At 35.4% G+C, this 21,991-nt stretch carries 16 protein-coding genes; 7 read left to right on the forward strand and 9 right to left on the reverse strand.

Annotated elements, in window-relative coordinates:
* Positions 1–4: 4 nt before the first annotated feature.
* The gene (locus QYS48_RS06880; RefSeq protein ID WP_308358100.1) at positions 5–688 is read left to right on the forward strand and encodes an arylesterase; all 684 of its coding nucleotides are present in this window, start codon (positions 5–7) and stop codon (positions 686–688) included.
* Between the two features lies 1 nt (position 689).
* On the opposite strand, the gene QYS48_RS06885 is transcribed toward QYS48_RS06880, so the two are convergent.
* On the reverse strand, positions 690–947 hold the full coding sequence (locus QYS48_RS06885) for a hypothetical protein (RefSeq protein ID WP_308358101.1): 258 nt from the start codon (positions 945–947) through the stop codon (positions 690–692).
* Positions 948–1,142: 195 nt separating this feature from the next.
* Between QYS48_RS06885 and QYS48_RS06890 the strand changes: the two genes are divergently transcribed.
* Positions 1,143–4,097, forward strand: coding sequence for a DUF2723 domain-containing protein (locus QYS48_RS06890; RefSeq protein WP_308358102.1), 2,955 nt, complete (start codon positions 1,143–1,145; stop codon positions 4,095–4,097).
* A 302-nt stretch (positions 4,098–4,399) separates the two neighbouring features.
* Complete coding sequence (gene rlmB / locus QYS48_RS06895) at positions 4,400–5,176, forward strand: 23S rRNA (guanosine(2251)-2'-O)-methyltransferase RlmB (RefSeq protein ID WP_308358103.1); 777 nt, start codon at positions 4,400–4,402, stop codon at positions 5,174–5,176.
* A gap of 7 nt (positions 5,177–5,183) precedes the next feature.
* On the opposite strand, the gene QYS48_RS06900 is transcribed toward rlmB, so the two are convergent.
* Positions 5,184–6,317 (reverse strand): DUF6340 family protein, encoded by a 1,134-nt coding sequence (locus tag QYS48_RS06900; RefSeq protein WP_308358104.1) that lies wholly within the window; start codon positions 6,315–6,317, stop codon positions 5,184–5,186.
* 71 nt (positions 6,318–6,388) lie between these two features.
* Between QYS48_RS06900 and QYS48_RS06905 the strand changes: the two genes are divergently transcribed.
* Complete coding sequence (locus tag QYS48_RS06905) at positions 6,389–7,288, forward strand: pyridoxal-phosphate dependent enzyme (RefSeq protein WP_308358105.1); 900 nt, start codon at positions 6,389–6,391, stop codon at positions 7,286–7,288.
* 31 nt (positions 7,289–7,319) lie between these two features.
* Here QYS48_RS06905 and QYS48_RS06910 read toward each other — a convergent pair whose 3' ends face one another.
* The 3 genes from QYS48_RS06910 to QYS48_RS06920 all read right to left on the reverse strand — a co-directional run bounded on the left by QYS48_RS06910 (position 7,320) and on the right by QYS48_RS06920 (position 10,262).
* On the reverse strand, positions 7,320–7,703 hold the full coding sequence (locus QYS48_RS06910) for a hypothetical protein (RefSeq protein WP_308358106.1): 384 nt from the start codon (positions 7,701–7,703) through the stop codon (positions 7,320–7,322).
* 374 nt (positions 7,704–8,077) lie between these two features.
* On the reverse strand, positions 8,078–9,268 hold the full coding sequence (locus QYS48_RS06915) for a hypothetical protein (protein WP_308358107.1): 1,191 nt from the start codon (positions 9,266–9,268) through the stop codon (positions 8,078–8,080).
* The gene (locus tag QYS48_RS06920) at positions 9,252–10,262 is read right to left on the reverse strand and encodes an aspartate-semialdehyde dehydrogenase (RefSeq protein ID WP_308358108.1); all 1,011 of its coding nucleotides are present in this window, start codon (positions 10,260–10,262) and stop codon (positions 9,252–9,254) included. The genes QYS48_RS06915 and QYS48_RS06920 overlap by 17 nt, the downstream gene beginning before the upstream one ends.
* A 108-nt stretch (positions 10,263–10,370) precedes the next feature.
* On the opposite strand from QYS48_RS06920, the gene QYS48_RS06925 reads away from it, so the two are divergent.
* Positions 10,371–14,045 carry a lamin tail domain-containing protein gene (locus QYS48_RS06925; protein WP_308358109.1) on the forward strand — a complete coding sequence of 1,225 codons (3,675 nt, stop codon included), beginning with the start codon at positions 10,371–10,373 and terminating at the stop codon, positions 14,043–14,045.
* Positions 14,046–14,182: 137 nt separating this feature from the next.
* Here QYS48_RS06925 and QYS48_RS06930 read toward each other — a convergent pair whose 3' ends face one another.
* The 3 genes from QYS48_RS06930 to mfd all read right to left on the reverse strand — a co-directional run bounded on the left by QYS48_RS06930 (position 14,183) and on the right by mfd (position 19,782).
* Positions 14,183–14,761: a hypothetical protein gene (locus QYS48_RS06930; RefSeq protein ID WP_308358110.1), complete on the reverse strand. Its 579-nt coding sequence runs from the start codon at positions 14,759–14,761 to the stop codon at positions 14,183–14,185.
* A gap of 55 nt (positions 14,762–14,816) precedes the next feature.
* The gene (gene gpmI, locus QYS48_RS06935) at positions 14,817–16,337 is read right to left on the reverse strand and encodes a 2,3-bisphosphoglycerate-independent phosphoglycerate mutase (protein ID WP_308358111.1); all 1,521 of its coding nucleotides are present in this window, start codon (positions 16,335–16,337) and stop codon (positions 14,817–14,819) included.
* 76 nt (positions 16,338–16,413) lie between these two features.
* Positions 16,414–19,782 (reverse strand): transcription-repair coupling factor, encoded by a 3,369-nt coding sequence (mfd, locus tag QYS48_RS06940; RefSeq protein ID WP_308358112.1) that lies wholly within the window; start codon positions 19,780–19,782, stop codon positions 16,414–16,416.
* A 152-nt stretch (positions 19,783–19,934) separates the two neighbouring features.
* Here mfd and QYS48_RS06945 point away from each other — a divergent pair, with 152 nt between their 5' ends.
* Both QYS48_RS06945 and QYS48_RS06950 read left to right on the forward strand, forming a co-directional pair.
* On the forward strand, positions 19,935–20,279 hold the full coding sequence (locus QYS48_RS06945; RefSeq protein ID WP_308358113.1) for a tRNA-binding protein: 345 nt from the start codon (positions 19,935–19,937) through the stop codon (positions 20,277–20,279).
* 20 nt (positions 20,280–20,299) lie between these two features.
* A complete protein-coding gene (locus tag QYS48_RS06950; protein WP_308358114.1) occupies positions 20,300–20,917 on the forward strand; it encodes a hypothetical protein in 618 nt (205 codons plus the stop codon).
* A gap of 157 nt (positions 20,918–21,074) precedes the next feature.
* On the opposite strand, the gene QYS48_RS06955 is transcribed toward QYS48_RS06950, so the two are convergent.
* Complete coding sequence (locus QYS48_RS06955) at positions 21,075–21,986, reverse strand: TIGR01777 family oxidoreductase (protein WP_308358115.1); 912 nt, start codon at positions 21,984–21,986, stop codon at positions 21,075–21,077.
* Positions 21,987–21,991 lie beyond the last annotated feature (5 nt).

Consider the following 21,991-nt stretch of genomic DNA (forward strand, 5'->3'; position numbering starts at 1 on the left):
AAATATGAGGTTTTATATTAATGTATTATTGTTCTCATTCCTTTTGGCTGTAGCCTCTTGTGGTTCAAATAATGAAAAAAAGAAAGAAAAAGTTGAAAATGAAGTAAGTCAGAAAGAGCCTGAAAAGGTAGAAAAGCAAAACAACATTATATTTTTTGGAAATAGTTTAACAGCTGGTTATGGTGTAGAGTCAGAAGAAGCATTTGCTGGATTAACGCAAAAAAGACTGGACTCTTTAAGCTACGAATACAATGTGATTAATGCTGGAGTAAGTGGTGAAACTACAGCAAGTGGTTTATCAAGAGTGGAGTGGGTAGTAAAAAGACAGCCAGTTGATATTTTTGTTTTAGAATTAGGAGGCAATGATGGATTAAGAGGAATTAAACCTGAAGAAACCGACAAAAACTTAAGAGCTATTATTGATAAGGTAAGATCAATACATCCAGAAGTAAAAATTCTATTGGCAGGAATGATGGTACCTCCTAATATGGGACAAGCCTATGCGGAAGAATTTCAAAAGATATTTCCAAAAATTGCTGAAGATAAAAACGTTAATCTCATTCCATTTTTGTTGAAAGATGTGGGAGGAGAGGCAGAACTAAATCTACCAGATGGAATTCACCCAACGCCAGAGGGTCATAAAATTGTGGCTGAAACAGTGTGGAAAAATCTAAAGCCTTTATTATGAATTAGGCGATCATCAGCAATACTATTGCTAGTAAAATAAAAGTGATAGAAATTATTATGGTGATAATTCTGGATTTTCGCCTTCGATCTTCTCTAAATTTTTGAATCGCTTTGAAATCAAAATCTGCGTTCCTTTTGCCTTTAACACCCCTTACCTTTATGTATGGGCTATCACTCATCCGTTTTCTTTTATTTCGTAAAGCTCTATTTTGTTTGAATGAATCACTTCCTTGTCTAGCAAAGCCAGCACCACCTGTCATATAATTTTAATTTTGTTGCTTTTAATATAGCATAACTTTTTAAATATATTTTAATCTACAAAAGTAAATTTTAGGTAGTTTAACTAAGAATTAAAAACTTCTATCGTTCGCAATCCTGAATTAATCTCTTCGTTCTAATGCCGTTAAGGATGAAATTTCTTATTTTCGCCTCTATTATAAAAAATACAACTATCTATGATGTCATATCAAAAGATTAACAACCTAAGTGGCTGGATTATATTTTTAATCGCTTCCGCTGTTTATATCTTCACTTTAGAACCTGTAGCTAGTTTTTGGGACTGCGCAGAATTTATTGCTAGTGCTTACAAACTGCAAGTTCCTCACCCTGCAGGGGCACCCTTATTTCTACTTATCGGTAGAATGTTTTCAATGTTTGTGAGCAGTGATGTAGAAGCGGTTGGCTTTGCAGTAAACTTGGTTTCTGCCCTAAGTAGTGGTTTTACCATCTTGTTTATGTATTGGTCTATCAATCTACTTTCTCATAAAATTATGAAGATAAAGGTGGGTGAAGCCAACACTGGCCAGATGATCAAAATTTTTGCTGCCGGTGCAATTGGTAGTTTAGCCTTCACATTTTCAGATTCATTCTGGTGGTCGGCTGTTGAAGCTGAAGTTTATGCTATGTCTTCTTTCTTGATTGCTCTAGTTTTTTGGGCCATGTTGAAATGGGATATAATAGAAGATGAATCTACAGAAAATCGTTGGTTGATTTTAATTGCTTACATCATAGGTTTATCAATTGGAGTTCACTTATTAAATATAGTAGCACTTCCTGCATTAGGATTAATTTATTACTTCAAAAAATATAAAACGGTTACTTTCAAAGGAATCTTCTTTGCCTTATTAATTAGTAGTGCGATTTTGATTGTAATTTGGCAGTTTATCATTTTAGGAGTTCCTAACTTAATCGGTAAGTTTGAAATTTTCTTCATCAATACTGTTGGTCTACCTTTTGGTTTTGGAGCCTTAATATTTGGAATAATATTAGTGGGAGCTATTTCATACGGAATCTTCTATGCCATCAAAAATGATAAAGTAACACTTCACACTTTCTTACTAGCCTTCTCCTTTATTTTGATAGGGTATTCATCGTATTTCATTGTAATGATCAGATCGAATTACAATCCACCGATTGATCAGAATAATCCTGAAAATGTGATGACCCTATTATCCTATCTAAATAGAGATCAATACGGATCAAGACCTTTGGTTCACGGTCAATATTTTGATGCGGAGGTTGTTTCTCAAGGTAAAGGAGATGCGGTTTACAGTAAGGGAGAAGAGGAGTATGAAATAACAGATTATAAAATCACAACTCAATATGATCCGAAAAGAACCACTATCTTCCCAAGAATGTATAGTGGAGCACCGGGTCATCCTGAAGAGTACAGAAGATGGACAGGATTAAGACCAAATGAAAAGCCAAATTTTGCGGATAACATTAAGTTCCTTTTCCGCTATCAATTGGGTCATATGTATTTCCGTTATCTGATGTGGAATTTTGCTGGTCGTGAAAGTGATATTGAAGGAGCAGGATGGAAAACGATGTTCCAGGATGATAGTGAAATGCCTGAAATTATGAAAGATAACAAGGCCAGAAATAATTTTTATATGTTGCCTATCATTCTAGGATTGATTGGATTATTCTTCCAGTACAGAAAAGATGTTAAAGGTTTTAGTGTAGTGGGCTTATTCTTTTTCTTAACGGGTATAGCCTTAATACTTTATCTGAACTCACCAGCTACTGAACCTAGAGAAAGAGATTATATTTATGCAGGATCCTATTATGCTTTTGCTTTCTGGATTGGCTTTGGAGTATTAGCCATAGCTAATTTATTAGAAAGAGCAATCAAAAATCCGAAAGTTGCAGGAGCAGTTGCAGGAGTTATATGCTTAATTGTTCCTACTATCATGGCTTCAGAAGGATGGGATGATCACGATAGATCAGAAAGATATTTTTCTGTTGATGCAGCTAGAAATTATTTAGCATCATGCGAACCGAATGCTATTTTATTTACTGGAGGTGATAATGATACTTTCCCGCTGTGGTTTGTTCAGGAAGTGGAAGGTTTCAGAACTGATGTTCGTGTAATTGTATTAAGCTATTTTAATACAGATTGGTATATCAATCAAATGCGTCAAAATTCTTATGATTCAGAACCGCTTCCATTGAGCTTAAGCAGAAAACAAGTGGCGCAAGGCGGAAAGAATGATTATCTACCTTATATGGCGAATACGGGAATTTCCGGTGCCATTCCAATTGATCGTTATTTAAGCTTAATCAGAAGTGACAATAAAAGTTTAGAGGTGCCAACTTCAGTTGGAAGTTATAATATGTTGCCTTCTAAGCAATTAAGTTTAAAGGTAGATTCTGCACACGTGAGAAGTTTAGGAATTATTCCTGAAGACAAAGCCGATATGATGGTGGATAGAATGGTATGGAATGTAAAAGGAAATGGTCTTGAGAAAAAAGACTTAATGATTCTAGATATCATGAATGAAAATAATTGGGAAAGACCAATTTACTTCAACACTACTTCATTGAATGGTATTAAAATGGACTTAAGAAAATATGTAATTCAAGAAGGCTTAACGTATAGATTATTACCACTTGAAAGAGATAATGTGCAGGAAGAATTTGTCAACACAGAGGTTATGTATAATAACTTAATGAATGATTTCCATTTCACCAATACTACTGATCCGGATGTTTACTATAATGAAAACTATAGAAACTTCTTCCTAAATAATAGATCAGTATATACTGCTTTAGCAAAATCAATGGTAAACGAAGGCGATAATGAAAGAGCTTTAGAGGTTCTTAATTATATAATTGAAAAAGTACCAAATGAAGTAGTTCCTTATGATATGACTGCATTAGATTATGTTCAGATTTACCTGGCAACAGGGAATGAAGAAAAGGCTAATGAAATTATTGATATTCTATGGGAGCAAAACTTTAATCAGTTTACATACTTGGTGAATCATGAATTGATTTATATGGGAAGAGAAAGACAAATTAGCTTTGCCATTTTAAGTCAATTAGTTCAAATCATGAGACAATATGGTATGAATCAAAAAGCGGTAGAATATCAAGATCAATTAAGAGTCTTATATGAAAGAATGTAAATTAAAAAACTATCGATTAGTAAATAGCTCACAGAAATGTGGGCTATTTTTTTATAACTCAAACCTGACAGCTTTCAAGTTTGGTTTTATTAGATTCTAATATTTATAATATTTACACCCCTATAATTCCCCAAGGGGATAGTTCCCCCTTTGAAGGGGGTTAGGGGGATGTAAAACTTTCATTTGAGGGTACTAATTTAGCTGCATATCCGAGACCCGTCAGGTTTAATTCAATTAAAAAGCATAAAATTAGCTTTTCACCTATTAGATTCTGAATTTTGTGTTTGAATATAAAATCAGATATGGCAGCATTTCATAAAAAACCCAAACTCAACGAAAAAGATTATATTTTTGGCACTCGTGCTGTCATTGAAGCCATTCATTCTGGCAAGGAGATGGATAATATCTATATCCAAAAAGATGTCCGAAATGAATTGGTTAGTGAGCTGATGGATTTATGCAAAGAGCGAAAAGTGCCTTTCACCAAAGTACCGATTGAAAAACTTAACCGAATAACCAGAAAAAATCATCAAGGTGTAATCGCCATGGTTTCTGCAGTAAGCTATGCCTCATTGGATAATGTGATCAATGATGCTTATGCCAAAGGAAAAGATCCATTAATTCTAATTTTAGATAGAATTACAGATGTTAGAAATTTTGGTGCTATTGCCAGATCAGCCGAGTGTGCGGGAGTGGATGCCATTGTAATTCCTTTTAAAGGCAGTGCTCAAATAAACTCTGATGCTGTAAAAACATCGGCTGGGGCATTGCATTATATTCCAGTTTGTCGTGAAAATAATTTGAAAGGAACGGTAGAATATCTTCAGCAAAATGGTTTGCAAGTTGTAGCCTGCACAGAGAAGGGAACGGAGTTAATTTATGACATGCCAATGGCTCAACCTCTTGCCATCATCATGGGCTCAGAAGAAGATGGAATTAGTAATGATTTAATCAGAACAGCTGACCATTTAGCTAAAATTCCTATGACCGGAAAAATAGCATCACTTAATGTCTCAGTTTCCGCAGCGATAGCAGTTTTTGAAGCGGTAAGGCAAAGGAGTATAAATACTAATTCTTAATTAATACTCAATTTTCCTTCATCTTTATTTTAATGGTAGGCTTATCCTGCTTTTCACCTCCGGTTTCTGGTTTTTGATCAGAATCTTTTTCAGGTAAACGTAATTGTTCATCTAAAATTTCTTCAGTGATCATTCTATTATTTAAGAGGCTGGCATAACTTCTACCTTTTTTGTTACCATAATCAACAAATGATTTTCCTGCCCATTCATGCGCTTTAAATAAATCGCCCATTATTTCGTATCCCAAAGCAATGTTGTATGCTAATCTTCCCGCAGTTTTACTATCGCTAGTTTTTCTCAGACCCATTTTCCAGCTTGAAATGGCATCTTCCCACTGGTTAACGCTAGCTTGCCTAGCCCCTTTTCTTAAATAACTATTTTTCTTTGGTTTTGCATAATAAGACCTAGAAACTCTAACTGGCATTGGAGCAATTTTACTTGCATATGTATTTCCAACAGAACGCGCTAAATATTTAGTGGCCTGAGATTTATTGACTAATTGAGCTAAAGCTTCTTTCAAGGAAGTAGCGGATGATTCCCAGGTTTTATTCGAAGTGTAAATGTCTTGATCAATAATGGTCCTGTTTTTGGCATCGTACAAACGGATACCAATTCTATTATTTCCTACTCCTTCAGCAAAAAACTCAGTATATTCTTCTTCCACCTCATTTCCATCTTTGTCTTTTACTTTTCTGGTATTTTTTCTTTTGCCATTGGTTACAATGAAATTGCTATCGAATATTTCTACTACTAATAAGGCATCTGTATTATATTTTCTGGTAAGCTGATCTACTTGTCTCCAATCTAATGGTTCGGGAAATGAGCCTAGTATATTTTGTCCCTTCAATCTTTCAGATGCTAGCACAACATCGAATCGAGGAGAAGCTCTTAAACTATTTTGAAGACTATTAAACATGGTCATTACACCATCACGATCTTCATTAATCCCTTCTCCGGTTAATACTCCTTCAATTATACCAATAGCATCTTTTTTATAGGCTGTTCTATCAATTAAGGCAATGGACTGAATATCATTTGGAATGTTGATATCCGCAGGTCTTAAAGTATTGATCGAAACGGATTTCATACAAGAAGACAGTACTAGAGCGAGAAGGAAATAAAATAGGAAGTGCCTTTTCATATCATGAATATTAATTCAATAAAAATAGTATTTATATAATAAAGTTAGCCATTTAGCTATAATTTAGCTTCATGTCAGTAGAAAAATTCTTTTCGCCAAAAGATGTTCCTATTCAAAGAGTTCAGTTTGCAGGACTGATCTTTGATGTTTTACGATTAGACAAAATTCATGCCGGTGCCTCAGGGAATAAGTTCTTTAAACTGAAATATAATTTCCTGGAAGCTGAGAAAAAGGGCTATAAGAATATTCTAACTTTTGGAGGAGCCTTTTCAAATCATATTGCGGCTACTGCCATTTCATCTGCTGCTTGCGGCTTTAATTCCGTGGGAGTAATAAGGGGTGAGGAGGTGGAAAACCCAACACTCAACCTAGCCAAGAGATATGGTATGAAACTTCATTTTATAAGTAGGGAAAAATATAAAGAAAAGGATGATCCAGGATTTATAGACAAACTAAAAACTCAATTTGATAACCCCTATATTATTCCAGAAGGTGGTACTAATGATATGGCTATAGCTGGTACAGCAGAAATCCATAATTTCATTCCTAAAGAATATGATTTGATAGCGAGCTGTTTCGGTACAGGGGGAACTCTAGCAGGATTAATTAAGGGGAAATCGGGACATCAAAATATATTGGGGGTTTCTGTTTTAAAAGGAGATTGGCCAAAAGAGGAAATCCAGAATCTGCTAAGCCAACAATATGAGAACTGGGAAATCAATACCGAATATCATTTTGGAGGTTATGCCAAATGGAAACCTGAGTTAATTTCTTTTATTGAAGAGTTTTATGACAAAACGGCTATTCCCTTGGACCCCATATACACAGGAAAATTAATGTATGGCCTCATGATGGAATGGAAAAAAGATAAAATCAATTCAGACCAAAAAATAGTAGTGATTCATTCCGGTGGGCTTCAGGGAATTAAAGGCTTTAATGAGAGGTTTGGGTTTGAGTTAGCAATTAAATAAAAAGCTCAGGAACTCCTGAGCTTTTTTGTTTCTATTCATCGAGCCATTTGATGGCCTCATTTTTATCAGTGAAATTCTTCTTTGGCAAACCACTTTCGTTTGAAACGCCATCAAGCTGCATGGCTGCAGTCCCTTCTTTATGTAATTCAGCAACTTTTTTAACTTTACCAGCTACAATTTTCTCTTGAGCTTTTGAGTGGACATCTCTAACATCACCAGGGTGAATCACCATTTCAGTTGCGTCTGTTAATAAAGTAAAACTAGGAGCTAACTTACTTATTGCTTCATCCCAATCGTTTAAATAGGCGGGAATATCTTCTTTATTTCTCCAGAACCCATCTATTTTTAAGAAGGCTCTATTTTTTATTATGTCAATCTTCAAAGAGTATTGCTTATTTTCTGCAATCGTGATCATTTTTAAAAAAATTTGTTCTTTTTAATATTCGACAAATTGCTATGTTTGTTTCGCTTAGGAAACGGTTTTCGATAAGCAATGAATATAACAGGATAAGTATTTGCATTATATTAATTTCTTTTTGATTTGCTTTGGGATACTCCTTTTTTTGGGCTACATAAGGCCCTGGTGGGTGCTGTGGTGGAATGAGGCACCTAACCGGTTGAAGGTGCTTATTTATTATGGAATTCCTTTTTTGCTGGTGCTAGTTTTAAAATTAGTATTGTAAGCCGGTCTGACTACCGTCTGACCTTTGCAGTACATTAGGTCAGACGGTAGTCAGACCGGCTTTTCTACCACAGTAAATAAGCTAATGAAAGCGTCCCAGATCATATTTACTTCAACTTCTTACAAACTAAAATCACTTTCTCATCATTTTTAAGTGTAGTAGCAAAAAGGTAGTATTCTCCTCCATCTTTCAAGCCTAGTTTTTTTCTTAATTGAGCAACAGGCATAGGGAAATTTCTACAGCTCAGGTTTGCCTTCATTTCAGGTAAAACTTTTTTCAAGGCTTTCTTTTGAGCAGACACTTGATTAATGATCTTAAATTTTCTCCCAGTGAAATTTTCTATTAAATCATTATTTGTAAACAGCTGACTGTTTGGGTGCAGTTTTGAAATGTTAAATTGCTTAGCTAACTGTTTAAATAAACCAGATTTCATGATTGAAGGAGCGGGTTCATAAAGATAGTTTTCAGGATTCTCAAACTGATAATTCAAATCATCTTCTAAATGTTTTTTACCTTGAAAATGAAATAATGAATCCCCCATTTTATTTAACTGAATAGCATGAATATTGGGAGCACTAACTTTTTCTTTATTTAGGATGTAAAGCAGTTCTTTTACTTCGCCATTATGCTCAATAATATAAATATCTTTCACCCTCTGATCCAGTTCTGAGATTCCTCTACTGATATCCTGCATAGGTGCTGCTTTCACCATCACTTTTTTTGATTTTTCAAATAGCAAGGGCAAAAGCTCAGTTAAATTAGGACTACAGTCTTCCCATAAAAACACCTTCTGGTTTTTATCTCCTCTTCTTGCAGGATCTAAGTATATCCAATCGAAATAAAGTGAATTGTTTACTAAAAACTCTGAGGCCTGAGTTTGATGAATTTGAATGTCAGACTTTAATACATCAAAATTATAATTTGCTAAATCACATAAAACCTTTTGTTGTTCTATGTAATGACTTTCCTTAAAATTTTGAGCAATGTAATAGCAATCAATTCCAAAACCACCAGTTAGATCTGCAAAACGATTACCTGAAAGAAGACTACTTTTAAATTTAGCAGTAGCTTCGGAGCTAGATTGTTCCAAAGATAGGAGAGGGGGAAACCATATTTCTTTATCTGCCCATTCTGGAAGTTTTGATTTGGCCTTTTGACGGGCTTGAATTTGAGAAGCAATTTCTTTTAAGGGTAGGTCAGGAAATTGCTTTTGCTTAAAAACCAATTGAGCAGGGTCATCCTGCTCATGGTCTTTAATAAATTTCCAAACGTCTTTTCTGTTAGCGCTCAATTCCATAAGGATGAACTAAGCTGTGCTCAATCATATATTCTGCAATTTGAACGGCATTTGTTGCGGCACCTTTCCTAAGGTTGTCGGCTACAACCCACATATTCAAAGTATTAGGTGCTGATTCATCTCTTCTGATTCTACCTACAAAAACTTCATCTTTACCATGTGCATTTAATGGCATCGGGTAAAGATTCTTTTTAGGTTCATCTTCTAATACAACCCCAGATGTTTTAGATAATAAATCCTTTACTTCAGCTATATCAAAATCTTTTTCAAATGTAACATTTACAGATTCCGAATGGCCCCCCATTACTGGTAAACGAACGCAAGTAGCAGAAACGCCAATAGAATCATCACTGAAGATTTTTTTGGTTTCGTTTACCATCTTCATTTCTTCTTTAGTGTAGTCATTTTCCAAGAATACATCAATATGAGGTAATGCATTCATATCAATGGGGTGAGGATATACTTTTTCACCTTGCTTTCCTGCTCTTTCATCCATCAATTGATCAACGGCTGCTTTTCCTGTTCCCGTTACAGATTGATAAGTGGAAACCACTATCCTTTTGATTCCATATTTTTTATGTAGAGGAGCTAATGCCAATACCATTTGAATAGTAGAACAATTTGGATTGGCGATAATTCTATGATCTATTTTTAATTCATGACCGTTAATTTCCGGAACGATCAATTTTATGCGATCATTCATTCTCCAGGCAGAGCTATTGTCAATGACAACAGTTCCAACCTCTTCAAACTTTGGAGCCCACTCAAGTGATGTACTTCCGCCTGCTGAAAATAGTGCTAAATCAGGTTTGGCTGCAACGGCTTCTTCTAAAGTGATGACAGTATATTCTTTACCTTTAAAACTCATCTTCTTTCCTGCAGAGCGAGCCGAAGCAACTAAAAGTAATTCATCAAATTGGACATTTCTTTCATCCAGAACCTTTAACATTTCACCGCCAACTAGTCCAGTGGCACCTACAACAGCTATTTTCATTTTCTATTTAATTTTTACCTTTCTAATACTTAGGGAGATAGTAATTTGTTTCAAATCACAAATTTGTCACAAAAATAGTATATTTGGTTAGACCTGAACCAAAACCTTATGATAAAAAACCTAACAACCCTAATTGTATTATTTTGTTTTTGTCTCTTTTCTTTAAATGCTCAAATTGTTTATGATGATTTTTCTGATGGTGATTTAAATGATTCTCCTGAATGGAATGGAAATATTGAGGATTTCATCATTAATGATGCTTTTCAATTACAATTAAACTTTGAGGATGATCCTTTAAGATCAAGCTATATTTCTACTGCAATTTCTAATAATAGCCTTGAACTAAAGGAATGGCGATTTGATATCAAATTGGATTTCAATCCTTCCAATTCTAATCGTGTGGAAATTTATTTAGCAAGTACTACAGAAAACCTATTAGATTATGAAAACACTGGAAGCATACAAGAAGGCTATTACTTGGAAATAGGAGAAAATGGTACTGAAGATGGAGTTAGTTTGTTTTATAGAAATGGACAAACAACACTGTTAATAGCCAGAGGAGGAGACGGATTATTTGCTTCTGCTTTTGATCTTAGAGTGAGAGTAAGGAGAGATGAAAATGCAATCTGGGAAATTGCAGTTGACCCCAGCAAAGGAGAAAGTTTTGAAGTATTGGCAAGTGGTCAAGAGGCAAGTCTTAGTGCAGCTACAAGTTTGGGGTTTATCTGTTACTTCACATCAAGTCGTAGCAGCAGCTTTTATTTTGATAATATTTATTTTGGAAATTATGTGTTTGATACCATTCCTCCATCAATCCAGGAATATAAGATCATTGGAAATAATCAAATTGAATTAATTTATAATGAAGAGTTGAGTCAAGTAAATAACAGCATTTACTCTTTGCAACCAGATGATATAAATCCACTTCAGGTAGAACAAAAGGATGATACTGTCAGGATTACTTTCGAAAACTCATTTGAAAATGGACGCAACTACTTTTTGTTAGCAGAAAATATTAGCGACTTAAAAGGGAATATAACAGTATTAGATAGTCTTGAATTTTTATATTTTGAATTGGAAAATGCAGAGCCAGGCGATATTATAATCAGCGAATTTTTTCCTGATCCAACACCTGTTTTAGGCCTTCCAGATGAAGAGTTTGTAGAAATCTATAATCGCTCAGATAAATTCATCGACTTAAAAGGCTGGAAAATTTCCGATGATACAGAATCAGAGGGTTCATTACCTTCTTTTGTTTTGTACCCTAAAGAGTACATTATTCTAGCTCCTGCTTCTGCAAAAGATGGGTATGCTAATTTTGGTGAAGTATTAGTTCCATCTTCGTGGCGATCTTTAAATAATGGGGGTGATAGTATAGAAATCAAAGATTCTTCTGGAGTCATAATTGATGCCTTAGCCTACGATCGATCTTGGTTTCAAGATGAAGAGAAGTCTGAAGGAGGGTATTCTTTAGAACTTATAAATCCAAGCTTAATTTGTTTTGATATCAAAAACTGGAAAGGCTCTGAGGCAGATCAAGGAGGTACACCTGGAATGGTGAATAGTACTTATGATTCATCGTTTACCGGTCAGCCAGCCCGAATAGTCTCATTTTATTCAAGCTCCCCAATTCAGTTAGAAATAATTTTTGATAAAAAAATGGATATGGAATCACTGGTAAATGCGAGTTACCTACTGCAGTCTGGAGATCAGATTGATAGCATTATAGTGGATCGACAAAACGAAAACTCAGTAAAGCTGAATCTGCAAAATAAACTACAAAATGATGTGACTTATACAATTACTATAGAAGAGGTGTCGGATTGTAATGGAAATATTGCAGAAGATTTATCAGCAAGCTTTTTATATGATATTGAGCCACCACAATTAGATTCACTTTTCTTTTTATCAGACTCAATTTTGCTTTTAACCTTTACGGAGCCAATTGATACTTTGTCTGCTGAAAATCTAAGTAATTATAGTTTATCACCCCAGATTACATTAACCAAAGCTCAAATATGGAGCAAAAATCAACTTTTATTGATCTGGGAAAACCGTTGGATTGCAGGTTTCCCCTATAGCGTGACTGTAGATAGCATTTCAGATTTATCAGGAAATTTCATGACTCAGTTGAAACAAGAAATAATTATGAAAAAGCCCGCTAAACCTACTTTTAATGATTTGATTATTACAGAAATTATGGCAAACCCAAAAGAGGACCAAATATTGCCCAATCGACAATTTGTAGAAATATACAATGCAACGGATCAACTGCTTTTCTTAACTGATGTACAATTTATGGATGAAAGGGATACGGTGAATTTAGGATTGAATTATATAGAACCGAACGAATATATTTTAATTACGGCCACATCTGCGGTGGAGGACTTGTCTTCGTATGGACGTGTAATAGCTTTGAGTCCTTGGCCCAATTTAAATAATCGAGGAGATAATCTTCAGTTGGTTACCGATGAGCAAATAATCAATCAGGCCTTTTACAGTGAAAGTTGGTATAAAGAAAATTCAAAATATGATGAAGGAGGGTGGTCACTGGAAATGATTGATACTGGCAGTCCATGCCTAGGAATATCAAATTGGCGTGCATCAGTTGATGAAAAACAAGCGACACCTGGCGTTGAAAACTCAGTTATGGAAAGCAATACTGACCAAAGTGGACCTGAGTTAGCCAATGCATATGCGCCTAATACAAAAGAAGTCATAGTGGATTTTAATGAGCCGATTGACATTACCAATATTAGAAGAAATCAATTTAGAATAGTGCCTGAGATAACAATTGCGAAGATTGAGCTTCTCGATTTGAATAGAATAAAACTTGTATTGCAAGCGGATCTAAAAGCAAAAGTATCTTACACACTTGTTGTGGATAATTTAACTGATTGTGAAGGCAATATTATTTTATCTGATCAAAATCAAACAAGCTTCGCATTAGCCGAGCCTCCTATTCAAGGAGATGTAGTCTTGAATGAAGTCCTTTATGATCAAAAATCTGGAGGGGCTGATTTTATAGAACTATTAAATATCTCGGATAAATATGTTAATCTAATAGGATGGATAGTTAAAGGAAATAATAATGAAGAAGTAATTTTTGAAAATGAAAACGTGATCATTAGTCCTGGGCAGTTCTTGGTTATAACGAGTGATAAAGCGAGCATAATCAAGGATTACCCTACATCGCATGTAGCACAAAATATTTATGAAACTTCTTTTCCTGCTCTTTCTAATGGGAAAGGAGTTGTAAGCATTACTTCTGCAAATGAAGCTTTGACAGAATATTTTGAATATTCAGACGATATGCATTTGCCTTTTCTCAGGACTACTGATGGTGTTTCTTTGGAGCGAATTCATCCTGATGCGCCCATTGATAAAGCTGAATCATGGAATTCAGCCGCTTCATCAGTTGGATTTGCAACACCTGGGAAAGAAAATTCGCAACGCACCTCGGGAGACATTGATTTTGGAACCATAGCTGCTAAGCCGAAAACTTTCGCCCATGATCAGCCAGGCAGAAATTATACGATTATTAATTACCAGCTAGAAGATGTGGGAAGTATGGCGACCGTTAAAATTTTTGATATGAAGGGGAATGTAATTACTACTTTAGCGAATAATGAAACGCTTAGCAATACAGGTTTTTTCCGCTGGGATGGAGTAGATTTTAATGGCAGAAAAGTAAGAACAGGTTATTATATTATTTACTTTCAGCTTTTTGATTCAGATGGAAATACTAAAGTAGTTAAAGAGACAGTAGCGGTCGGATTTTAAGCTCCTAGCGAATTATTAAGATTGCTTCAGTCGTGCTCACCTTACAAAGATGCAATGAACGTACACAAAGGTTTTAGAATAGAACTTATATGTATACTGTCATTGCGAGCGTAGCGAAGCAATCTAAAACTCAATTATTAGTTCACGACTTCACTTTCAATAGAGAAATACACTTCATCTTTCATGGCCATCTTTTGACGACCATATATTTTGTAAGATGCTAAAACAGGAGTTCCGTTAGTGTTATTGAAGTTGATTTCAAAATTTCGCTCTGATATATAAAGCGCATTATTCTCATGATAACGTGCTTCAAGTTTTTTAACCGTACTATCTTGATCGAAATAAACGTACAAGAACTCAATACCTAAGGATGGTTTTTCAGTAGAGTAACGCCAAATTTTTCCATTAGAGGTTTGTTCTTCAGTGGCTTCATATGCATCAAATAATGTAGGTTTATTGATGTCTGCCAACTTAAAAACTTCTAATTCATTCTTCCAGCCGAGAGAGTCAAATTCCAAGGTATCCATCTCTTTTTGCCCATCAACTTCAACAGACTTTTCAATTTTAGGCTGCATGTCCGATAGAAGTTTTGCCTGCTGATCCACCAATGCATCAACATCATAATATTCATTGATCGGTTTTTCTCTTACTGCCGTTTCACATGAAATAATTCCGAATAAAAGGAAGGCAAAAAGAATTCTACTGAAGTTTATCATACTTATAAGATAAAAATGAAGAGAGCTTTGAATATACAAAGCCCTCAAATATTTATTAATCAATTAAAATATCACCGGTCATTTCCTTAGGTACTTCAACATCCATTATTTTTAAAATAGTTGGAGCTAGATCACCTAGTTTACCATCTTTGATAGTGCCCTTGAATTCATCATCAACTAATATACAAGGCACAAGGTTTGTAGTGTGCGCTGTATTTGGGCTTCCATCTTCATTTACCATGTAATCCGAATTACCGTGGTCGGCTATGATAATGGTAGCGTAACCATTTTCCTTGGCTACATCAACAACCGCTTTAGCACATTGGTCTACTGTTTCACAAGCTTTTACGGCTGCCTCAAAAACCCCAGTATGGCCTACCATATCAGGATTGGCAAAATTTAGACAAACGAAATCAGCATCACCCGCTTTCAATTCGGGAATGATTTTATCCCTTATATCGCCAGCACTCATTTCTGGTTGTAAATCGTAAGTAGCTACTTTCGGTGAAGGACACATGAGTCTTTTTTCTCCCTCAAACTCAGTTTCTCTTCCTCCAGAAAAGAAAAAGGTGACATGAGGATACTTTTCTGTTTCAGCTATTCTAATCTGCTTCTTATTATTTTTCGCTAATACTTCTCCTAAAGTATTGACTAAATTATCCTTCTCGAAAAGTACTTTTACTCCTTTGAAAGTATCATCATACTTCGTCATAGTAATATAGTGTAAATCCAAAGGATGCATGTTTTGCTCATGGAAAGCCTTTTGAGTTAAAGCTTGAGTTATTTCTCTTCCTCTGTCGGTTCGGAAGTTGAAAGATATCACCACATCACCTTCTTCTATTTTAGCAATGGCTTCACCATTTTCGGTATTGATAATGGGTTTAATAAACTCATCTGTTACGCCCTCATCATAAGATTCTTGAATGGCATCTAATACAGATTCTGTTTGTTTTCCTTCACCATGTACCATGGCATCATAAGCCAATTTCACTCTTTCCCACCGGTTATCGCGGTCCATAGCATAATAGCGACCAGTGATTGAAGCTATTTTTGCTCCTGTTTTTGCAGCATGTTCTTCAACATCTTTTAAATAATCTTTTCCCCCATTCGGATCCGTATCACGGCCATCAGTAAAGCCATGCACGAATAAATCTTTTACGCCTTCCTCATGAGCAAGGGTCATCAAGCCTTTTAAATGATCAATATGAGAGTGTACCCCACCATCAGAAACTAAACCGATAAAGTGGACTTTTTTATTATTCTCCTTGGCATAGCTCATCGCTTCTGACCAAACAGGGTTTTCTTTAATAGACTTTTCTTCGATTGCTTTATTGATTTTTACTAAATCCTGATAGACAACACGACCAGCACCAATGTTCATGTGGCCCACTTCAGAGTTCCCCATCTGACCTTCTGGTAATCCTACTGCAAGACCCGAAGCTTCTAATTTGCTGTGTTTATATTGATTATATAAGCCATCAACAAAAGGTGTATTGGCTTTATCTATAGCCGAGACTTCTTTATTGGTTGCAATACCCCAACCGTCTAATATCATTAAAATTACTTTCTTATTCATGTCTTAGGTTATTCTATGATAAAAATTCTATGCTTTTAGTATTACGCTGTAAAGATACCAATTGTTAAAATAATCGCTAAGCTGTCGCCACTTCTTCTCCTGCCATATCAAATATTATGGCTTTAGCCTGCTCAATATTTTCAATATCTTGAATTTTTAGAATCGGTCTGCCTTTATAATCTTTCATTTTGCATTGTTTACCATGCATTTGAACAAAGGTTAATATTCTACCAAAGATGTCAGATTTAAAATACTTTTCGTTATCCGCTGAAACAAAATAAGCTTTTAGACTACCATTTTTGATCAACAACTTTTCAAAGCCTAGCTTTTCGGCCTTCCATCTTATTCTTACCGTTTCAATTAAATCATAAACTACTGCAGGTATTTTGCCAAAACGATCTTCCATAGATCTTTCAAAAACGCCTAATTCTTCTTCGTTTTTAATATTATCCAATTGCGAATACAGACTTAACCTTTCTGTTATGTTTTCCACATAATCTTCAGGGATGAGTATTTCTAAGTCTGTTTCAATCGTGCAATCCTGGGCAATAATCTCTGCTTTTTTCGCTAATTCATCCTTGAAAAGATCAGCAAAGTGAGTCTGCTTAAGCTCCGCTACTGCATCATCTAATATCTTATGATACATATCAAACCCCAGATCTGTGATAAAACCACTTTGCTCAGCCCCTAACATATTCCCTGCTCCACGGATATCCAAATCTCGCATCGCCACTTTAAAGCCATCTCCTAAATCAGAGAATTCTTCCAAAGTAGTAAGCCTTTTTCGGGAATCTGAGCTTAAGCCAATAGTAGGGGGAGTCAAAAGATAACAAAAAGCCTTTTTATTTGAACGCCCTACACGACCACGCATCTGATGTAAATCAGACATACCAAACATATGTGCATGATTAATGATAATAGTGTTGGCATTCGGAATATCCAATCCTGATTCAATGATGTTGGTGGAAACTAAGACATCATATTCGCCCTCAATGAATCGCATCATTACTTTTTCAAGTTTTGGGCCTTCCATTTGACCATGGGCCACCCCAATTCTGGCATCTGGAACTAGTTTTAAAATTATGTTGCCGACCTGTTCAATATCCCCAATTCTATTATGGACGAAAAATACTTGTCCTCCCCTCTGCAATTCAAATGCAATGGCATCTCTTAATTTTTCTTCATTGAAAGTATGTAATTCTGTGGTGACAGGCTGGCGATTAGGTGGAGGAGTTTGAATAACACTTAAATCCCGAGCCCCCATCAAACTAAAATGTAAAGTTCTAGGAATAGGGGTAGCAGTTAAAGTAAGCACATCTACATTTACTCTAAACTGTTTCAGTTTATCCTTTACAGAAACGCCAAACTTTTGTTCCTCATCAATAATAAGCAGACCAAGATCTTTAAACTTTACATCTTTATTCACAATTCGATGAGTACCGATTAGAATATCTACTTTTCCTTCAGCAGTTCGCTTTAGAATATCTTTGATTTGTTTAGTGGTTCTAAAACGGTTAATGTACTCAACCGTAACCGGCATTTTTTCTAACCTTTCAGCAAAGGTTCTGAAATGCTGCATAGCCAAAATGGTAGTAGGCACTAAAACGGCAACTTGTTTTTGATTGTCAACCGCCTTAAAAGCTGCTCTAATAGCAACTTCAGTTTTACCAAAACCCACATCTCCACAAACCAACCTATCCATAGGGTGTTCTTGCTCCATATCTGCTTTTACATCGGCAGTAGATTTTGCCTGATCAGGAGTATCTTCATAAATAAAAGAAGACTCTAACTCAGCTTGTAAAAAGCTATCTTCTTTACACCCAAAACCTGGAGCAGATTTCCTTTTTGCGTAAAGCTCAATAAGATCCTTAGCAATATCTTTAACCTGCTTCTTGGCTTTTTTCTTTTTGTTTTCCCATTCAGGAGAACCTAATTTACTAATGGATGGGGTGCTGCCTTCCTTACCGCTATATTTTGAAATTTTATGTAGCGCATGAATACTCACATACAGTAAATCATTATCTCTGTAGATTAAACGAATTACTTCTTGCTTCTTGCCATTATTATCCACCTTATCCATTCCGGCAAAGCGGCCAACTCCGTAATCTATGTGGGTTACAAAATCACCCGGTTGCAAATTTTTGAGCTCCCGGATGGTAATCGCTTTTGATTTACTCTGCTTATCCTTGGTTTTATAACGGTAAAACCTTTCGAAAATCTGGTGGTCGGTATAGCAAGCGAGCTTTAATTGATCATCTACAAAGCCGGCCCTCAAGGTGTGAGGCAATGACTGAAACTTTATAAATGGATCGATTTCTTCAAAGATATTTTTGAGCCTTTCCGTTTGAGTTATAGATTCTGAAGAAATGATATTGATTAAACCGGCTTCCTGATTGCTTGAAAGGTTTTCAGCAATTAAGTCAAAATTCTTATTAAAAGAAGGTTGAGGTTTTGCCTGATATTCAAATTGCTGATCTGCTTTTAAATAAAAGCGGTTTCCGAATTCTACTTTAATGTATTTTTCAAGTCCTTTTTCAAAACTTTCCTGCGTTTCAAATAACATATGAGGTTCTAAAACCACTTGTGTTTGATGAGTGCTATCAAGAATTTCTTGAAAAGAATGAGATGCCTTATCAAAATATTGCTGGATAACATCCAGAGTTTGCTTATAGTCTTTGAACCACACTTTAGTGTTGTTAGGAATATAATCTAATAAAGACTCTCGTGTTTCTTCCAGTAATTTAGTTTGTACATTCGGAATAATATTAATCTGTTTTATAGGGTCGATCGACAATTGTGAGGCAACATCAAAAGTTCGAATGCTGTCAATTTCATTTCCGAAAAGTTCAATACGGTAAGGCTCATCGCTAGCATAGGAAAAAATATCAATAATACCCCCTCTTATGGCATACTGGCCAGGTTCGTAAACGAAGTCGGTTGGTTCGAAATCGTAGGTTTGCAAAAGCTCTGCTATGAATTCAACATCTAATGATTCTCCAACTTTTGCTGTGAAAGTATTCGATTTAAGCGACTTTTTATTGATCACTTTCTCTGAAAGCGCTTCCGGATAGGTAACAATGATTTCTCCCGTGGAGGATTTGTTATTAATTCTATTCAGAATTTCCGCTCTCATTAAAACGTTAGCGTTTTCAGTCTCATCAAACTGATAAGCTCTTTTATAAGAAGTGGGAAAAAGCAGCGGCTCTTTGAAGTCTAATAAATTTTGTAAATCATTTTGGAAGTAAGCCGCTTCCTCCTTATCGTGCAAAATGATGAGTTGGTTTTGATGATTAATCTGGTGCGATACTGCTACGGCTATTGCATCCAAACTTCCTACTAAACCCTTCAGGTGGATTGTTTGATTTTCATTAGGTTTAAGGGAAGCCATCATGGTTTGCATGATAGCATCATCTTTATATAATTTTAGAAAGTCCTTTATCTTCAAAGCTATTCTTATTTAAATGTTGCGCTGACTTTTACGCAAGAATTTCGTTAGTGTATCTTGCAAAGGTAAAACAAACTAGCCGGAAAGGCGCATAGTTCGAAGACCACAGAAAAAATTAACTAAAAAATAACCAAAACGGAGGCTATTCAGTTATGAATGAGAATGATAAAACAATTGGCTGGGAGGATTTTTCTAAAATAGAAATGCGAGTTGGGTCAATACTAAGAGCTGAAGAATTCTCGGAAGCAATGAGGCCTGCTTACAAATTATGGGTTGATTTTGGAGAGTATGGAATCAGGAAATCCTCAGCTCAAATAACTGTTTTATATGAGTTAGAAGAATTAATTGGTAAAAAGGTGGTTGCAGTATTAAACTTTCCTCCAAAACAGATAGCGAACTTCATGAGCGAATGTTTGGTTCTAGGAGCGGTAGATGATGACAGAGTCAGTTTGCTAGGAGTTGATAAAAGTGTGGAAAATGGTTTAAGGATTGCTTGATAGCCTAAATTTTGTGTTAAATGGATAAGAAAACAAAAGTTAAAGAATTATCATTTTTTGAAAGGGTTGAAAAGATGCACCCCTATAAAATGATATTTATTCTAAGTTTATTTGGAAGCACTTTAATTTTCTTTTTTTTATTGTTCTCATTTTTTATGAGTCTTGGAAATGAGGGAAATAAAGAAATAGAATTACCGGCTGTTTTTACACTTAGTACAATATTGATTGCTGCCTCAAGTTTTATGATTCACCCAATTCATAAATTATTCAAAGCCCAAGAAATATCGTCTTTGTTAATGGCGCTGAGGGTTACATTTTTTCTCGGCTTAGGTTTTGCACTTTGCCAGTTCTTAGGTTGGAAAATGCTTAGAGAATCAGATGTATTATTTTCGTCTCATGTTTCTGCTTCTTTTTTATATGTACTTACTGCTTTACATGCTGCTCACTTTTTAGCTGCTCACACCTATTTAGGGTTTTTGATTTTTCAAACCCACTCCATTTCTAAAGATCCAGTAAAATATTTAATAGCAGAAACTAATCCTTTTTGGCATTTAAAATATGAATTGCTGATTAAAGGATGGCATTTTTTAGGTATTTTATGGGGGGTGTTGATCTTGAGTTTTTGGGTGTTTTTGTAGCCCCCTAGCCCCCAAAGGGGGAATACTCACAGAAAAACATTTGCATTTTAATTAGTTTCTTCGCTAAGAAATTTACGTTAAAAGAGATGAAACTTATCATTTATTACTAATCTAAATCGGAGAGAGAAATCCCCCTTTGGGGGTTAGGGGGCTGCGGCTAGGAGGCCTTATAAATATCCTCTAATGCCTCATCCAACTTTTCAAACTTAAATTCGAATCCTGACTGAAGCGTTTTTTTAGCACTTACCTTATTACCTCCCAAAACCATTTGAGCCATTTCGCCTAATAATAATTTCATAGCAAAAGCAGGCACATTTGGCAGAATCAAAGGTTTATTTAAAACTTTTGCAACTGCGCGCGTTACTTCTTTATTCGTATTTGGATTTTCTCCAACGCCATTATATACTCCAGTTAATTTATTTTTTAAACTGTGTAAAAATAGCCTTGTTAAGTCATCGATGTGGATCCAGCTCATCCATTGCTTTCCTGAACCTAAGGGTGCACCGGCAAATAATTTGATGGGCTGAGCTAATTGTGGTAATGCTCCGCCTTTATCTGTTAAGACTATTCCTATTCTGATTTTAGCAACTGGAATATTCAATGCTTCAAATTGATCTACAGAAGCTTCCCATTTTTTGGTTACATCAGCTAAGAAATCATTGCCAACTTCAGAGTCTTCATCTACCCATTTATCACCAGTGTTCATACCATAATAGCCAATAGCACTTGCGCTTATTAAATGTTTAGGTGCATATTCAGGATTAGCTTGAATTTTATCGAATAGAAGTTGAACAGATTTTGTTCTGCTTTCAATAATTACTTTTTTACGCTCCTCTGTCCAACGTTTGTCAGCTACTCCAGCACCAGCTAAATGGATAATCACATCTGCAAACTCGAAAGCCTTTTCATCAATTTGCTGCTTTCCTATATTCCATTCAAACTGTTGATAAGGATAGTTTTTCTTTATGCTCCTTGTTAAATGGGCAACTTCATATCCCTTAGATTTTAATAGAGCAGAAAGTTCAGTTCCTACAAGTCCAGAGCCACCGGTTATTAATATATTTTTCATATTCA

The organism is Marivirga arenosa (assembly GCF_030503895.2).
Classification (GTDB): domain Bacteria; phylum Bacteroidota; class Bacteroidia; order Cytophagales; family Cyclobacteriaceae; genus Marivirga; species Marivirga arenosa.

Excerpts from the sequence above, each read along its gene's own strand:
- QYS48_RS06900 (WP_308358104.1), bottom strand. The coding sequence starts at position 6,317 with ATGAAAAGGCACTTCCTATTTTATTTCCTTCTCGCTCTAGTACTGTCT.
- QYS48_RS06885 (WP_308358101.1), bottom strand. The coding sequence starts at position 947 with ATGACAGGTGGTGCTGGCTTTGCTAGACAAGGAAGTGATTCATTCAAA.
- QYS48_RS06955 (WP_308358115.1), bottom strand. The coding sequence starts at position 21,986 with ATGAAAAATATATTAATAACCGGTGGCTCTGGACTTGTAGGAACTGAA.
- QYS48_RS06890 (WP_308358102.1), top strand. The coding sequence starts at position 1,143 with ATGATGTCATATCAAAAGATTAACAACCTAAGTGGCTGGATTATATTT.
- QYS48_RS06945 (WP_308358113.1), top strand. The coding sequence starts at position 19,935 with ATGAATGAGAATGATAAAACAATTGGCTGGGAGGATTTTTCTAAAATA.
- QYS48_RS06910 (WP_308358106.1), bottom strand. The coding sequence starts at position 7,703 with ATGATCACGATTGCAGAAAATAAGCAATACTCTTTGAAGATTGACATA.
- QYS48_RS06905 (WP_308358105.1), top strand. The coding sequence starts at position 6,389 with ATGTCAGTAGAAAAATTCTTTTCGCCAAAAGATGTTCCTATTCAAAGA.
- QYS48_RS06925 (WP_308358109.1), top strand. The coding sequence starts at position 10,371 with ATGATAAAAAACCTAACAACCCTAATTGTATTATTTTGTTTTTGTCTC.
- QYS48_RS06880 (WP_308358100.1), top strand. The coding sequence starts at position 5 with ATGAGGTTTTATATTAATGTATTATTGTTCTCATTCCTTTTGGCTGTA.
- QYS48_RS06920 (WP_308358108.1), bottom strand. The coding sequence starts at position 10,262 with ATGAAAATAGCTGTTGTAGGTGCCACTGGACTAGTTGGCGGTGAAATG.
- rlmB (WP_308358103.1), top strand. The coding sequence starts at position 4,400 with ATGGCAGCATTTCATAAAAAACCCAAACTCAACGAAAAAGATTATATT.
- QYS48_RS06950 (WP_308358114.1), top strand. The coding sequence starts at position 20,300 with ATGGATAAGAAAACAAAAGTTAAAGAATTATCATTTTTTGAAAGGGTT.
- gpmI (WP_308358111.1), bottom strand. The coding sequence starts at position 16,337 with ATGAATAAGAAAGTAATTTTAATGATATTAGACGGTTGGGGTATTGCA.
- QYS48_RS06930 (WP_308358110.1), bottom strand. The coding sequence starts at position 14,761 with ATGATAAACTTCAGTAGAATTCTTTTTGCCTTCCTTTTATTCGGAATT.
- QYS48_RS06915 (WP_308358107.1), bottom strand. The coding sequence starts at position 9,268 with ATGGAATTGAGCGCTAACAGAAAAGACGTTTGGAAATTTATTAAAGAC.